Annotated in this window: 9 protein-coding genes; 3 read left to right on the forward strand and 6 right to left on the reverse strand. The window is 62.2% G+C overall.

Annotated elements, in window-relative coordinates; all coding sequences use genetic code 11:
- Window positions 1-113 precede the first annotated feature (113 nt).
- From VCB98_RS06120 to VCB98_RS06130, 3 genes are all read left to right on the forward strand, one after another.
- The gene (locus VCB98_RS06120; protein ID WP_346051018.1) at window positions 114-3,245 is read left to right on the forward strand and encodes a TonB-dependent receptor domain-containing protein; all 3,132 of its coding nucleotides are present in this window, start codon (window positions 114-116) and stop codon (window positions 3,243-3,245) included.
- A gap of 434 nt (window positions 3,246-3,679) precedes the next feature.
- A complete protein-coding gene (locus VCB98_RS06125; protein WP_346051019.1) occupies window positions 3,680-6,853 on the forward strand; it encodes a TonB-dependent receptor domain-containing protein in 3,174 nt (1,057 codons plus the stop codon).
- A gap of 353 nt (window positions 6,854-7,206) precedes the next feature.
- Window positions 7,207-7,710, forward strand: a complete 504-nt coding sequence (locus VCB98_RS06130; RefSeq protein ID WP_346051020.1) for a PDZ domain-containing protein — start codon at window positions 7,207-7,209, stop codon at window positions 7,708-7,710.
- Here the strand turns inward: VCB98_RS06130 and VCB98_RS06135 are convergent.
- The 6 genes from VCB98_RS06135 to VCB98_RS06160 form a co-directional block, all read right to left on the reverse strand.
- Entirely contained in the window at window positions 7,707-8,501 is a 795-nt protein-coding gene (locus VCB98_RS06135) for an SAM-dependent methyltransferase (protein ID WP_346051021.1), read from the reverse strand. The two genes, VCB98_RS06130 and VCB98_RS06135, sit on opposite strands and share 4 nt — an antisense overlap.
- Window positions 8,498-11,515 (reverse strand): response regulator, encoded by a 3,018-nt coding sequence (locus VCB98_RS06140; protein ID WP_346051040.1) that lies wholly within the window; start codon window positions 11,513-11,515, stop codon window positions 8,498-8,500. The genes VCB98_RS06135 and VCB98_RS06140 overlap by 4 nt, the downstream gene beginning before the upstream one ends.
- 24 nt (window positions 11,516-11,539) lie before the next feature.
- Window positions 11,540-11,755 carry a hypothetical protein gene (locus VCB98_RS06145; protein WP_346051022.1) on the reverse strand — a complete coding sequence of 72 codons (216 nt, stop codon included), beginning with the start codon at window positions 11,753-11,755 and terminating at the stop codon, window positions 11,540-11,542.
- A 158-nt stretch (window positions 11,756-11,913) separates the two neighbouring features.
- Complete coding sequence (locus tag VCB98_RS06150; RefSeq protein WP_346051023.1) at window positions 11,914-12,456, reverse strand: response regulator; 543 nt, start codon at window positions 12,454-12,456, stop codon at window positions 11,914-11,916.
- 37 nt (window positions 12,457-12,493) lie between these two features.
- The gene (locus VCB98_RS06155; RefSeq protein ID WP_346051024.1) at window positions 12,494-13,039 is read right to left on the reverse strand and encodes a hypothetical protein; all 546 of its coding nucleotides are present in this window, start codon (window positions 13,037-13,039) and stop codon (window positions 12,494-12,496) included.
- Window positions 13,040-13,141: 102 nt separating this feature from the next.
- On the reverse strand, window positions 13,142-14,893 hold the full coding sequence (locus tag VCB98_RS06160; RefSeq protein WP_346051025.1) for a hypothetical protein: 1,752 nt from the start codon (window positions 14,891-14,893) through the stop codon (window positions 13,142-13,144).
- Window positions 14,894-14,961 lie beyond the last annotated feature (68 nt).

A 14,961-nucleotide genomic window follows, 5' to 3' on the forward strand; every position in this document is an offset into this window, starting at 1 on the left:
ATCCAGTCGGCCGGACAAGAACCGTCCGGTCACCGCTCACTGCCTGACCACGGAAGACAGCAAAGAGTTCGTTGCAAGCCTGAAAAATGCTCACAGCTAGGGAGTAATCCGATATGAAACCCGACAACCCTTTACGCCGCGCGATTCGTCTGGCGTTGTTGTCCGGCATGGCCGCGGCGCTCGCCGCCCCCATGGCCATGGCTCAAAACAACGATAACGACGAGGAAGAAGAACTTCGGGAACTGGACCGTGTCCGCGTGACCGGTACCCGCATTACCCGCGAAGGCATCGACACCCACTATCCCGCCCTCAGCATTTCCAGCCAGGAACTTGAGGACCGGGGCTTTACCAATGTGGCCGATGCCCTGAATGAACTGCCCAGCTTCGGTGCACCGCCCATCACCCCCGATGGCACCCAGAACACCTTCAACCTGGGCCAGAACTTCGTTGACTTCCTGGGCCTGGGCTCCCAGCGGACCCTGACCCTGGTCAACGGCCGCCGCTTCGTGTCCCAGAATACTCCCAGCATCTTCGCCGCCTCCGGTGGCCTGCAGGTCGACTTCAACGTCATCCCCGTGGCCATGGTGGATCGCATTGAAGTCATCGGCATCGGTGGTGCGCCGATCTATGGCTCCGACGCCATTGCCGGCACCATCAACGTCATCCTCAAGGATGACTACGAAGGCGTTGACTTCAGTCTCCAACGCGGAATCACCGCCGAAAGTGACGCCCAGACCGACATGTTCTCCTATGTGGCCGGGGCCAACATGTTCGACGGTCGCGGCAATGTGACCTTCTCCGTGGAGTGGTTCAATCAGGAAGGCCTGGAAGGCACTGCCCGCCCGGACCTGCTTGCTTCCGAGAACAACTGGTTCTGGGGTGTTGACCCCGACGGGGTTCGTCGCCTCTACAACGACTCCCGCATGAACCTGTTCGCCTTCGGTGGCCTGGTCAGCCCTGGCTTCCAGACCGTTCCCAGCTTTGGCATCGGCGCCATGCCGAATGACGGCGTGTTCTACCAGTTCGACGAAAACTCGGACCTGGTCCCCTTCCAGCCGGGCACCCCACACCCCAACAGCGCCTTCTTTGCCATTGGGGGTGATGGCGCGGACTTCTTCCGGGAAGTGGAACAGCTTCGCTCCCCGCTGGAGCGTAAGGTCATCACCAGCTCCATGAACTATGACCTGACCGATGACGTGCGCTTCTCCTCGGATTTCCTGTTCTCCGAGTCCAGCGCTACCGAGCTCACCAGTCAGGGTGGTTTCCAGACCTGGGCCTTTGGCGGAACCAGTGGCCCGCTGTTCTTTGAATCCGACCATCCATTCCTGTCCGATCAGGCTCAACAACTGCTGGCGGACAACGGCCTACCCGGCTTCTGGTTGCACCGCTTCAATAACGACATCATCGACCCCTCCAGCTCCCGGGAACAGAACGTGTGGCGCTGGACCGCGGGCCTGGACGGTGAGATCTTTGCCGGCAATCGCCGCTTTGACTGGGATGTCTCGGTTGTGGCCGGTGAAAGCAAGGCCGAGACACGAGACGAGGGCATCATTGACGGTCGCTTCATCAATGCACTCGACGTCCGCGTACTGACCCAGGATGATCTGGATGCGGTGGATCCCAACGATCTGCTGGCCATCTCAGGCACCGATACCGCGGACGTGGGCGACATGATCTGTGAGTCGGTTTATCAGGCCGCTCTCGGAAACGTGACCGGTGTCAGCGGCTCTGGTATCACGGCCGAGAACATTCCCTTCGTTGACGGCTGTATTCCGCTCAACCTCTTTGGCGAGGGTGTGCGAGATCCGGCGGCCCGCGACTGGGTAACCGGCGATCGCATGACGCAAACGCGGATTGGCCAGGCCATCTATACCGCCAACTTCGGTGGCGATCTCTTCGAACTGCCCGGTGGCATGTCCGCCTTCAACGTGGGTTATGAAACCCGCCGCGAAGACGCTCGCTTCATCCCCGGATTGGGCACCGAAGTACCGCTGACGCGTTCGGCACCCTTCGCGGAAACCGGCGGCAGCTACAAGACCGACGAGTTCTACGGTGAGCTGTTCTTCCCGGTCTTCGGCCCGGGTAACCAGGTACCACTGGCACATCGCCTCGAGTTCAACGCCGCTGTGCGTGAAATCGAAAACAATCTGGCCGGTGATGCCACCGTGTGGTCCCTGGGCGGTGTCTGGGCTCCGGTCCGTGACGTTGCCATCCGTGGTAACTACACCGAGTCCATTCGCGCACCGTCCCTGGTGGAGCTGTTCGCACCCCAGACCCAGGTGTTCAGCTTCGCCAATGACCCCTGTGACTTCCGCTTTGTGGACTCCGGTCCCGATCCGGACACTCGCCGGGAGAACTGTGAGCAGGACCTGGGTGAGGATCCGGATGGCTTCACCTCCGAGATCGTCAACGCCACCGGCGTGGGCCGTTCCGGCGGTAACCCCGACCTCGAGAATGAGTTCGCCGAATCCTATGCCCTGGGCGTGACCTTCGAGCCTCGCTGGGTGGACAACCTGGTCCTGACCACGGACTACTACCACATCGAGATCGAGGACGCGATCACCAGTCTGAGCCTGACAGACCTGATGGAGGCCTGTTACGACTCACCTGACTTCCCCATCCCGGCCTGTAACTCCTTCACCCGTGATGAGGACGGCCAGGTGGCGGACTTCCTGACCGGTCAGACCAACGCCCAGGAGTTCCGTCTTACTCAGCTAAACGTGGGTCTGCAGTACCGCTTTGACGTGTCCGACTTCTTCGGTCTTTTCTCCGAAGGCATGGGCGCACGTGACATGGGTACTCTGGGGCTCAACACCCGTTTCTCGCAGACTCGTGACCGCACCACCTCGGTGGCCGGTGACGAGGCCCCGCGCCAGGTGGGTGGCTTTGGCCAGCCCAAGAACCGGGCCATTGTCGATACCACCTGGACCCGCGGCGACTGGCGCGTGTTCTGGCGGACCGACTGGACCCGTCGCCCGCGCATCGATCCGCGTCTCGACAACATCTATCACGATGAGGACGGCCGCGGTGTGATCCGGACCCGTTCACGGCATATCCACAATGCCTCCGTGTCCTACAACTTCGGCCGCTGGGCCGACTGGGCACCGCAAAGCACTGTGATTCAGTTCACCGTGAACAACCTTTTCGATCGCGAGCCCAACAGGATCGAAAATGCGTCCGGTCATTTCGGCATGGATGAAATCCTGGGCCGCCGTTATCAGCTCACCCTCCGGGGTAGCTACTGATGCGGTAAGCCTTGGATAGCTAGACCCTCCAAGCGGGACGGGCCCACTGCCAGGCAGTGGGCCCGTTTTTTTTGCCCACGACGGCCGATTCTTGCGCAACAGGCTTTGGAAAAGGCCAGCGTGTTGCATCGTCGCAACGCAAGAGCGCCCTTCCTGGCCCCCATTCCAGGCCTTTTCGCCTCAATTTCTGGCAGACGCAACAAAATAGCCAAAAAGTGTTTGCTACGAAAGCAATCTGTGATATCAATGCAACACGCACGGATGCTTTCGTACGACATATGAGGGCGGTATCTCTTATCGCCGCCCCGGCAACCGACATGTCAGGCCACGCCAGCTACCCCGCCGCTCGGGGCTCACGCATCCATGGACTGGATCGGAAACTGGCACGGCCACGGCAGGTTAATTAACCATCGCTTGAGAGGGAGTAATTTGCCATGAACCTTACCGATCCATTGCGGCGCTCCATACGCATTGCGCTGCTGTCCGGCATGGCCGCGGCCCTGACCGCACCCATGGCCATCGCCCAGGACAATGACGAGGATGAGGAGGAGTTGCGGGAACTGGACCGTGTCCAGGTCACCGGCTCACGAATCACTCGCGAGGGCATCGACACCCATTACCCCGCCCTGAGCATCTCCAGTCAGGAGCTCGAGGACCGGGGCTTCACCAATGTGGCCGATGCCCTGAACGAAATGCCGGCCTTCGGCACCCCGCCGGTCTCCGACACCGGCACCCAGAACAGCTTCAACCTGGGTCAGAACTTCGTTGACTTCCTCGGCCTGGGCGCCCAGCGGACCCTGACCCTGGTCAATGGCCGCCGTTTCGTGTCCCAGAACAGCCCCAGCATCTTCGCCACCTCCGGTGGCCTGCAGGTGGACTTCAACGTGATCCCCGTGGCCATGGTGGACCGCATTGAGGTTGTGGGCATCGGCGGTGCGCCCGTTTACGGCTCCGACGCCATTGCCGGCACCATCAACGTCATCCTCAAGGATGACTACGAGGGCGTGGATTTTGCCCTGCAAACCGGCACCACCGAAGAGGGCGGCGGCGACTTCGACCAGTTCTCCTACGTCGCGGGTGCCAACATGTTTGATGGCCGCGGCAACGTGACCATGTCCATCGAATGGTTCAACCAGGACGGCATGGATCGCTTCGAGCGTGGTGACCTCTATGACCCGGAGAATTCCTGGGGTTGGGGCACCTTTGGTGATCAGACTCGCCGCCTGTTCAATAACGAGCGGACCAATGTCTTTACCAATGCCGGCCTTGCCAGTCCCGAGTTCCAGGTCATTCCGACCTTCGGGCTGGGTTCCTTTGGAGATGGCAACTTCTACCAGTTCAATGAGAACTCCGATCTGGTGGAATTCACGCCCGGCCAGCCTGCCCCCGACAACCGGGGCGCCTTCTGGGCCATTGGCGGTGACGGTGACGCTTTCTTCCAGCAGACCGACCAGATCCGTTCTCCGCTGGAGCGCAAGGTAGTCACCACCACCATGAACTATGACATCACCGACGATGTCCGCTTCTCCTCGGACTTCCTGTTCGCCGAGTCCGAGGCGGAAGAGCTGAGCAGTCAGGGTGGTTTTCAGACCTTTGCCTTTACCGGTACCAGCGGCCCCCTGTTGCTGCCCACGGACCACCCCTTCCTGTCCGACCAGGCCCAGCAGGTGTTCGCCGACAACAACATGGACACCTTCTGGATGCATCGTTTCAACAACGACATCATCGATCCCTCCAGTCAGCGTGACCAGCATGTCTGGCGTTGGACCGCCGGCTTCGATGGCGACATCTTCGCCGGCGACCGCCGCTTTGAGTGGGACGTCTCCGCCGTGGTGGGCCGTTCCGCCGGTGAAACTCGGGACGAGGGCATCATCGACGGTCGCTTCATCAACGCACTGGATGCAGTCGAGCTGACCGACGGCATGATCGCTGACCTGCAAGGTCAACTGGGTGTGGACGATGCCGACGCGGTGGAGCTGGCACTGCTGCAGTTCTCCGGCACTGATTCCGCTCAATCGGGCGACATCGTCTGTCAGGCCGTCATTGACGCGGCCCTGGGCGACATCACCGGTGTGAGCGGCAGTGGAATCACCGCCGAGAACATGCCCTTCGTGGATGGCTGTCAGCCGCTGAACATCTTCGGTGAAGGCGTGGCCGACCCGGGTGCCCGTGACTGGGTGACCGGTGACCGCATGACCCAGACCCGGATCAACCAGAACATCTTCACCGCCAACTTCGGCGGCGACATGTTCGAACTGCCGGGTGGCATGTCGGCCTTCAACCTCGGTTTCGAAACCCGTAAGGAAGAAGCGCGCTTCATCCCGGGCCTGGGCACGGAAGTGCCACTGACCCGTTCCGCGCCCTTCGCCGAAACGGGCGGCCGCTACACCACCGAGGAATACTACGGCGAGTTCTTCCTGCCCATCCTCGGCCCGCAGAACCAGGTGCCCTTCGCTCATCGCCTGGAACTGAACGCTGCCGTTCGTGAGATCGAGAACGACCTGGCCGGTGATGCCACTGTCTGGTCCGTTGGCGGTGTCTGGTCACCGGTGCGTGACCTGACTGTCCGTGGCAACTACACCGAGTCCATCCGGGCGCCGTCCCTGGTCGAGCTGTTCGCCCCGCAAACCCAGGTGTTCAGCTTCGCCGACGACCCCTGTGACCAGGACTTCGTGGACACGGGGCCCGACCCGGATCAGCGTCGTGCCAACTGTGCCGAGAGCCTGGGTGTGGATCCGGATGACCTGGATGACTTCACCTCCGACATCACCCTCGCAACGGGTATTGGCCGCTCCGGTGGTAACCCCGACCTCAATAATGAAACTGCAGAGTCCTATGCTCTGGGCCTGACCTTCGAGCCCCGCTGGGTCGATAACCTGGTCCTGACCGCGGACTACTACAACATCGAGATCGAGGATGCCATCACCAGCCTGACCCTGACCGATCTGATGGAAGCCTGTTACGACGCCACTGATTTCCCCAATCAGGCTTGTGACGCTTTCACCCGTGACGACGAGGGTCAGGTGGTTGACTTCCTGACCGGTCAGACCAATGCCCAGGAGTTCCGCCTCAGCCAGGTGCATGTCGGCGCCCAGTATCGCTTCGACATCGCCGACTTCATGGGCATGTTCTCCGAAGGCATGGGTGCACGTGACATGGGTACCCTGGGTCTGAACATGCGCTTCACCCAGACCCGTGACCGCACCACTTCGGTGGCCGGTGACGAGGCACCGGAGCAGGTGGGTGGCTTCAGCCAGCCGCGCAACCGGGCGATTGTCGATACCACATGGACCCGCGGTGACTGGCGCGTGTTCTGGCGGACCGACTGGATGCGTCGTCCGCGCATCGACCCGGCTCAGGACATTCTGTTCCAGGATGACGACGGCGCTGCGGTCTATCGGACCCGTTCCCGTCATATCCACAACGCCTCGGTGTCCTACAATGTCAGCCGTTTCGCTGACTGGGCCCCGCAGAACACGGTGTTGCAGCTCACCGTCAACAACGTGTTCGACCGCGAGCCCAACCGGATCGAGCGAGCTTCCGGCCACTTCGGTCTCCCCGAGGTGCTGGGCCGCAACTATCAGCTGACCCTCCGCGGCAGCTACTGATAGGCGATTCCGGTATCGCAGAAGGCCCCGCAAGGGGCGTGGAAGGCCCGCTGCCCGTCAGCGGGCCTTCTTTTTTCTGGTTTGGCCCATTTCAGAAACACACAACGACTTTTTTCGTACGAATAACTGGAAAACGGTGGTTTGATCGTCTAGTATTGAAACTGACTCCAGACACGTTAGCCCGTGCGGAGTCACACTCCCTAGCTGGACGCGGGGGCAGGCGGTTCATCCGCCTGTGCCCCGTTTCTTTAACGTCCTTCCCGAGCAGCCACCACCGACGATTCCACGACCGTTTTCCCGCCCTGAGTGTCCAATGTGCTAGAAATCAGAGATCGGCACTGAGGAGCTCGGGCATGCCCACCAGACCGTTACTACCCGCCATTGGCCTGGCACTGTGCCTTGGCTTCAGCCCGGCGGTTGCCGGTAATGAGCCGGCCAGGAAAGCCCCGGACCAGAGCCAGGCCGAACTGAATGAGGCCGTTCACCAGGAGCTGGTCGACCTATTGCGTCGATTGGCCGAGATCACGGCCATGCTGGAAGACGATGAGACCCGGGAGAGCATCCAGGCCGCCATGCGCGCGGTGCGCGGCCCGCAACTGGGCGTTCGCGGCAGCGAAAACGAGCAACCACCCGGCGTGCGCGTGGAGCAGGTCTATCCGGACAGTCCGGCAGCCCTGGCGGACATCAAGGCGGGTGATGTGATTACCGCCGTCAACAACCGCCCCTTGGACGGCCAGGCCCCGGCAACCCGAGTCCTGCAACGCACCCTGCGCCAGCACGCCGGCACCGCCCCGCTGCTACTGGCACTGGATCGCAACGGCGAGCGCCTGGAGCTGGAACTGACATTGCCAGACTAGCTGAGTGAATCCAGTGTATCTGGCGGATAACCGAGGGCGGTCAAGGCCTGGTGGTCCGGGATCAGAGTCCGCTGTGGAGGAATCACCAGGGTGGTGTAGTCCCTGTACGCGGCCTCGGGTAATGCCCTTAAGGAGAGCCGTTCCGCCCGATAGGTTTCGAGAGACAGGCGGGCTGCCTCATAGAGTATGGCCTCCGTGTCCGGCGCGTACCAGCGCAGGAGCTTGTCTTTCAATACCCGAAGGCGGGCAGGATCCGCACCGGTCCGGGTGCAGCTCAGGTCACCGGCCAGGGCCACCTGCCAAAGAATCAACAGGGCCGCAGGGTCCAGCTCACGCTCGAAGACAAGAAACTGTGTCGCTTCGAAGGACTGCACACCACGGCGGCCGGGGTCCAGGCCCAGGTCAGCGTAGAGACAGGCCTCGGCGGACACGCCGGGCTCCATCCGCGCCCGGTGACCAGCCGCCCTTGCCGCACGGATCGCGGCGTGCGGCACATCGGCAAAGACCCCCGGATGCCCATAGAAGACGGCGCAGACCCGACGTCCCGACATCAACGGTGCCAGAATCTCTCGAGTCATTTCCCGGTAAGTCTGACGTCGATCCTTGCCCTCAGCGTAGAAGTGAGACAGGGAACGGGCGTCTGGGCGCTGCCTGCGCAACCAGGACCAGGCCCAGGAATCGGTCATGGCCAGTACATCGTCTGCCCGGTCTAGCTCGGAGATCACCCGCCGGCTGAGGTGCCGGCCCGACTGAATGCCGCTCCCCACCACCACCAGTTCACCGCAGCTCACGCTTCCCCCGGTAGTTGATCACGGATGAGGCCGGCCAAACGACGAAAATCCAAGGGTTTGAGTTCGTAGCTGACACAGCCCAGGGCCTCGGCCTGCTCCCGATAGTGTTCCGAATCCACCGCCGTCACCACGATAACGGGAATGTCCCGCAAGGCCGGATCGCCCCGCATCCACCGGAGCAGATCAATACCGGACATCCCGGGAAGGTCCACATCCAGCAGGACCAGGTCCGACGGATGAGACCTGAGACGACTCAGGCCAGTTTCCCCGTCCGCCGCCACCAGGGCCCGACAACCCTCGCTGCGGACGAAATCCACCATCAGCTCCCGGTTCACCCGGTTGTCCTCCACCACCAGCACCGATGCCGGCGCCTCGGCGGCCCCCTGTCCCTGATCCGTCCGCGCAGCCAGCGCCGGGGCGTGGGCGGCAACGCTGGCTTCCGGCAGAAGGAGGCTGACACTCGTCCCCCGGCCCGGCTCACTTTTCAATTCCAGCTGGATATCCAGCAAATCGCACAAGCCCCGAGTCACCACCAGGCCCAGGCCCTTGTCCTCATAGAACCGCTCCAGATCCGAGCGCTTGTCCCGGAACAGGCGTGACAGGCGTCGCCGGGTCTCCGGGTCCAGCCCGCTGCCGGAATCAGTGACCCGAATTCGGGGCCGCCCGTCCCCATCCATGAAGGCACTCAATTCGACCCGGCCACGGTGGGTAAACTTCGCCGCATTGGACAACAGATTCAGCAATATCTGCCTCAGCCGAGCCGGGTCCGATTCGATCAACTCGGGTGCCTCCTCCAGCGCCAGCACGGCTTCGTTTCCATTGGCCTGCAGCGAGGAATTAACAAGCGCCAGGCATTCCTGCAGAAAAGGCCGAAGGCGGATGGGCTCGTCACTGCGACTCATCTGCCCGGCCTCCATGCGCGAGGCATCAAGCAGATTATCCACCAGCGTGACCAATTCGGTGCCAGCCTGCTGAACCACTGCCAGATTGCGGGGCACCGGCGCCGGCACCTCGTCGTCGTCGGCCTGCCTGGCAAGACGACGTTCCAGTTTCTGGCTGAAGCCGAGAATGGCGTGCAAGGGCGTGCGCAATTCATGGGAGATGCGGGCAAGGAAGTGCATCCGCGCCTCCCCGGCCTCCCGGGCCTGTTGCACCGCGGCTTTCAATTGACGCTCGGTACGGGAAAGCTCCTCTACGGCCTCCTTGCACCGCCCGTACTCGCGCTCAATGTCCTCCAGTTGCCGGGCGCTGGAGAGCATGGCACGGGCGTGCTCACGCACCCGACTCAACACCGCGATCAGCTCGGACTGCCGTGCCCTGTCATCGGAACGCAATGCGAAAAAAAGCACGGCCTGGAGACGGTTCTCTACCGGCAGCGTCATCCCGATCAGCCCACTGGATTGCTGACTGCCCGACGAGGCTTCACCGCTCAGGGTTTCGATGTGCCCGGGCTCAAGGTGATAGAGGCCTTCCGATAATTCTCGTCCCCGCTGGCTGAGCAATGTCTGCACAGCCTCCTCTTGGTAGCCACCCGGACCAAGCAGGCTGGGACCGCCGTTGGCGGCCAGGGAGAGCAGACGGCTGCTCTCCAGATCCAGGACCAGAGCCTGGGCCCCGGTCAGCGCCGGCGTCAGCCTGACCAGGCGAGCCATCAGCTCTTGCAATATCTCCCGGGTTCGCCGATAGCGATTGGCGGAACGCACCAGGGTGGCAAGCATCCCCAACTGCTCGTTCTGTCGCTGAATCTGGCGGGCCGCATCCCGACCGAGGCGGAATCGGTTGTAAACCACCCCGCCCAGTAACAACAGGAAAAATGTTCCACCGATGGCCACATTGCGCCTTAGACCCTCCTCCCGCCGACTCTGGGCCAACAGCTCCATCTGCCTGGTCCTGCGGTCATCCAGAAACTGTGCCTGCATCCGCGCACTTCGGGCCGCCTGCTCCTCCTCCCGCTTGCGATCTTCCAGATCCACTACGGCCCTTTCCTGCTCCAGCGCCAAATCGTAAGCGCCGTCTAGCTCAAACAACTGAGCCTGTAGTTGATGCGCCTGGATCGCTGACCACCACCGGCCGGCTTCGGCCAGTTCAGGCGCAAGACCATCCAGTACTTCACCAGCCCGGGTGTAACTGCCTTGCCCAATCAGGGCAGCTGCCAGAGCAAGGCGTCCTTCCAGGGCGCCGACCGCATAACCGGCAGTATTCACGGCTTCCAGCGCTTCCTCGAGCAACTCGACAGCCTCATCGACATTTCCCTGAAACAAGCGGGCCTCTCCCTCCAGTCGCTGCTTCACAGCCAACAGCACCGGATCACCGGCCCTCTCACACGCAGGCAGACCTTCCTCCACTACCGATGCCAGACTGGCCATGGCCCCCATCCGCCGCACAATCAGACCCTGCTGCAATAGTTCGGCGCAAACCTCCCGAGGATCCAGGGTCCGATGTGCCTCGGCCAAAGCTTCTCGGGATAACTCAAGTGCCTCCGCATGCTGGCCAGCCTGCCCCAATAGCACTGCGGCACGTCCGAGGAAGGCGGCAGACAGCTCAGGAGAATCAACCCTCTCAAGTAACTCGCGCCCCTGAATCAAGGCTTCAAAAGCGGTCTGGTAGTCCGTGGCATTGGTTGCCAGATTCAAACGTAACACCTCGGCACGCAAGCGGATTTCGTCTGGCAGCTCGGCCACCGGAAGGTTCTCCATCTCGGCCAAGGCGCCAGCTTCATCTCCGGATAGGCCGCGGTTCCGCAGCTCAAGAAGGCGCAAACGAGTTTCAAGAGGGGGAGGCAATACAGGGTTTTCGCGCCGAAAGTCCTCAATGCTGGCCTGGGACTCGCGCCAGGAGAGTTGAATGTTCAGGCGTTCAAGTCGCTCGACGTTCTCCTGTAGCCGTTCCGTGTCTTCAGCATGAGCCGCTGAAACCACCAGCAGGAACAGCAACAATACAGCGGCTGACCATAGCCGCCGTCGAGTAGCGCCATTCAGGAAATGGAGCTTGTCGGGCCCGGCCCCCCCGCACATGAGCAAGTGCAGCTCGACGACAGTTCAGTCGTAGGATCGAATAATGGCCCGACTGGTCTTCTCGATATTGCTCAAACCGGTCAGGCGGCGGATTTCATCCAGGTCCCCCGCAGCCAGGGCCTTTTTTTCTTCCTCACTCAATTCGAATTCCGCCATGACCGCCTCCGGATCCTTCTCGTAGCGGCTTTCCAGCTCGGCATCTTCGCCCAAACGGTGAATCAAATCGGCAAGCTTGGACATGGAAGTACTCCTTTCTTCCTGATAATGACAATAATCACGACAAGGACATCATTAATTGGTCCCTTCCGTCACCTCTGCTTGCCAGCATATTACATTTCTGAGCATCAGCAAGAAGCGTGATGGCGCTTGGGACCAGCTACCCGTTTAAAGTGGGTCAGTCAAACCCGTCGGGCCAATAGCAGACATTGCATCAAGCGTAGCAGACGGGGAAAGTTGACCGGTTTGGGCTCGAAAACCGTGCAGCCGGCGGCTTCGGCTGCTTGTCTGTGAGGGGGTTCGGATTGGGCGGAGAGGGCAATCACCGGCACTGCCGTCATGGATGGCCAGTCCCGGAGCTCACGGGTGGCTTCCAGGCCGGAGAGGATGGGCAGGTTGATATCCATGAGAACAATGTCGGGGGCCTGGTCCCGACAGTAACGAAGCGCCTCCTCCCCATCCCCGGCGGCGTCAACGGAAAAACCCTCCATCTCCAGGAATTCAACCATCAAGTCCCGGTTGACCGGCTCATCCTCCACCACCAGCACATGGGCGCGATTCATTTGGCCGGCAGACTCATCCGCCGGCCAACCGAAGACCAGCGCTTCTTCTTCCTCTCGACTCAGACCGTAATCCTGGATGACTTCCCGTGGTTCCCGCTGGAAACGGGCCTCCAGATCGGCGTCCAATCCCAGATCATTGATCAAGCGGGCAAGCCCGGACATGACACCCCCCGTTCACCCCTGCCTGCGCAGGTTCTGCTCAGCGCAGGGAAATTTTCTGCCTGGCACGAAGGTCCAGACCACTGGCCTCCAGTCGGGCCTCCACGCGCCAGCGATAGTAGCGGCGGCGTCCACCCAGCAACTGGGCCCCCAGCATCAGCCCCTGCGCCAGCGCGCCTTCCGGGGCCTTGCCGCCATGACCGGGGACCGATTCCGGCACCGGCAGCTCGAAATCGAATCGCTCCACATCACCCGGAGACAGATGCAGTGCCCCACTCACCGGTACCTGGTCACGATAGATCTCGTTGCGATAACGACGCCGACGGCTGCGGCCATTGCTCCCATGCCGACGCACTTCCTCAATCTCCTCGCCCACCAGGGCCACATTCAGTGCGCGGCCGTCGATCTCGCGCCGGGCCTTGACCTCGCAATGCCCGCTCAGGGTCTCGCCACAGGCAACGGCACTGCGATCCAGCTTGATCTGCAATCTTCCTTTCAGGCGGGCCAGCAATTTGGGCAATAACGCGATGGCCAGGAGCAATACGGCCCCACCGACAATCAGCTTGATGATCATTTCTTCCGACATTACTGCCTCCCTCAAAGCATCTGATTTGAATCAATCTTGTCGCCCATGGCCAACCGCTGCCATCCCCCGGACGGAGCCCCCCTCAGCCCCGCCGCCAGACAATCAATCCACTGCTTCCAGTTGCCAGCGCTGGCGAATGCCCCGCTCGGTGAAATCCAGCGTCTGGCGCAGACGCCAGCCTTCGGCCGGCAACCAGGCAGGCAGGGACTCGCCCACCATGGCTTCCAGGCTCACCGCATCCCCCACCCGCTCGGCATGAAGATCCGGATTGATCAACATGAGCAGCAGGGCACGCCCCTCAAGCTCATCATCCCCCATCGCCGCGGCCATCTCCGCGGCGCGCTCGCCACTGTGAATCGTGAAATGACGCCCGTGCTGGGCCAGAGTCAACTCACGCCGCAAGACATCAAAGGGAGGCGGGGGCTGAAAGCCCACACCACGACCGTCGCTGGGCACATCCAGCTCCGCAAAGCGGGGAAACAGCACCCCGAACTGGGTCAACAGCCCCTGGGGATCGTCGGCCGAGATGGTCGCCAGCACATCCATGCTGTCGGGCATGTCATCGGCGTCCATGTCCAGAACACTCAGGCTCATGCCCATCAGCCCATCAGCAAAGGAAAGCGCGGGACCAAGCAGGGCCGGACTGGTCTGGCCCACCCGTGCCTGCAGCGTCTCTAAAGGCGCACAGTCAAAGTCGGCCCGGGTAAAACGCCGCCACAAATCCAGTGCCACCCGTGGCAGGGCGTCGGTGTTCACACCCAGGGCCGTGGCGGCAATGACCTCCGCCTCGCCCCGCATCAGCGTCGCCGGGATATGGCCGTGCAGGCGCCGGAGGCTGCGCATGGTGCGCTGATCACGGCTATCCACCAGCACCTCCATGGCAAGACGCCGATCCTCCGCCGTGGGCAGCTGAGCAAAACCGAAGCGCAGGCCCGGCCAGTTCTCGGCAATGGCCAGCAGCTCGGTCTGGCAGGCCTCACTCCGCAGTGCCTGCTGATCCTGCGGTGTCTCCTCATCCCGAACAGCGGCCCGCAAGGCCTCCAGACTGCCCGGCCCGGTCGCGCCAAGCAGGCCCACCAGGGCCCGACTGTCCACAAAACCCAGACCGGCCGGGATCAGTCCGTGGCGATCCATGATGGCTTCCAGCGCGCCGCTGTCGGCCAGCGACTCAGGCGGGGCCTGCTGAGCTGAAACGCGCGCGGACAATGCCGGATCGGCCAATACCTCACTGTCCACGAACACACTGGCCACATCCCCCTGCACGACCAGGACCAGGTCGGCACTTGCCTCCTCCGAGCGGTACAGGGGATAGCGACGGAACAAGGCGGCCGCCTTATCCTCCTCCGCTGCTGCGTGATCAATCTCCGCCGCCGCTTCAAGATGATCCACCAGGGCAATCAGGGCGACGGGGTCATCCAGACGCCAGCGCAGCACCGGTGCCAGCTGATCAAGATAGGCCACGAACTCCGGCTCGGGGCCGGCCCCAAGCCTTGTCATCATCGCGGGCACACCGCCACCGTCACGGCTCACCCGATCCAGCTCCAGGCTCAGCGCGGCCAGAAAACGCAAGCCATCGGCCACGTCGCTGGCCTGTTGCCATTGCCGGATCTGCGCAGCACTGGTCTCGTCCAGCAGTGAATCCATGGCGGGGAACACGGTCTCCAACGCCTTCAATGGCAGCGGCTCCCGGCCCCCGAAATAGATCAGCGTGTCGGCCGGTACTTGCCGGTTGAGATCCTCGCCCACTGTCACTGCCGGTGCGGGCGGCGGAGCCTCCCGCCCCACCCATTGCCAGACCAGCACTGCCGCAACAAGCACGAGTGTGCCCAGCGGCAGAATCCAGCGCATTTTCATTCACAACCTCCTCAGTGGCCGGAAGGCCAGAAACCTCGCCCCAATATAGCCGTGCCCGGGATCAGGTA

This window comes from Natronospira elongata (assembly GCF_034931365.1).
Lineage (GTDB): Bacteria > Pseudomonadota > Gammaproteobacteria > Natronospirales > Natronospiraceae > Natronospira > Natronospira elongata.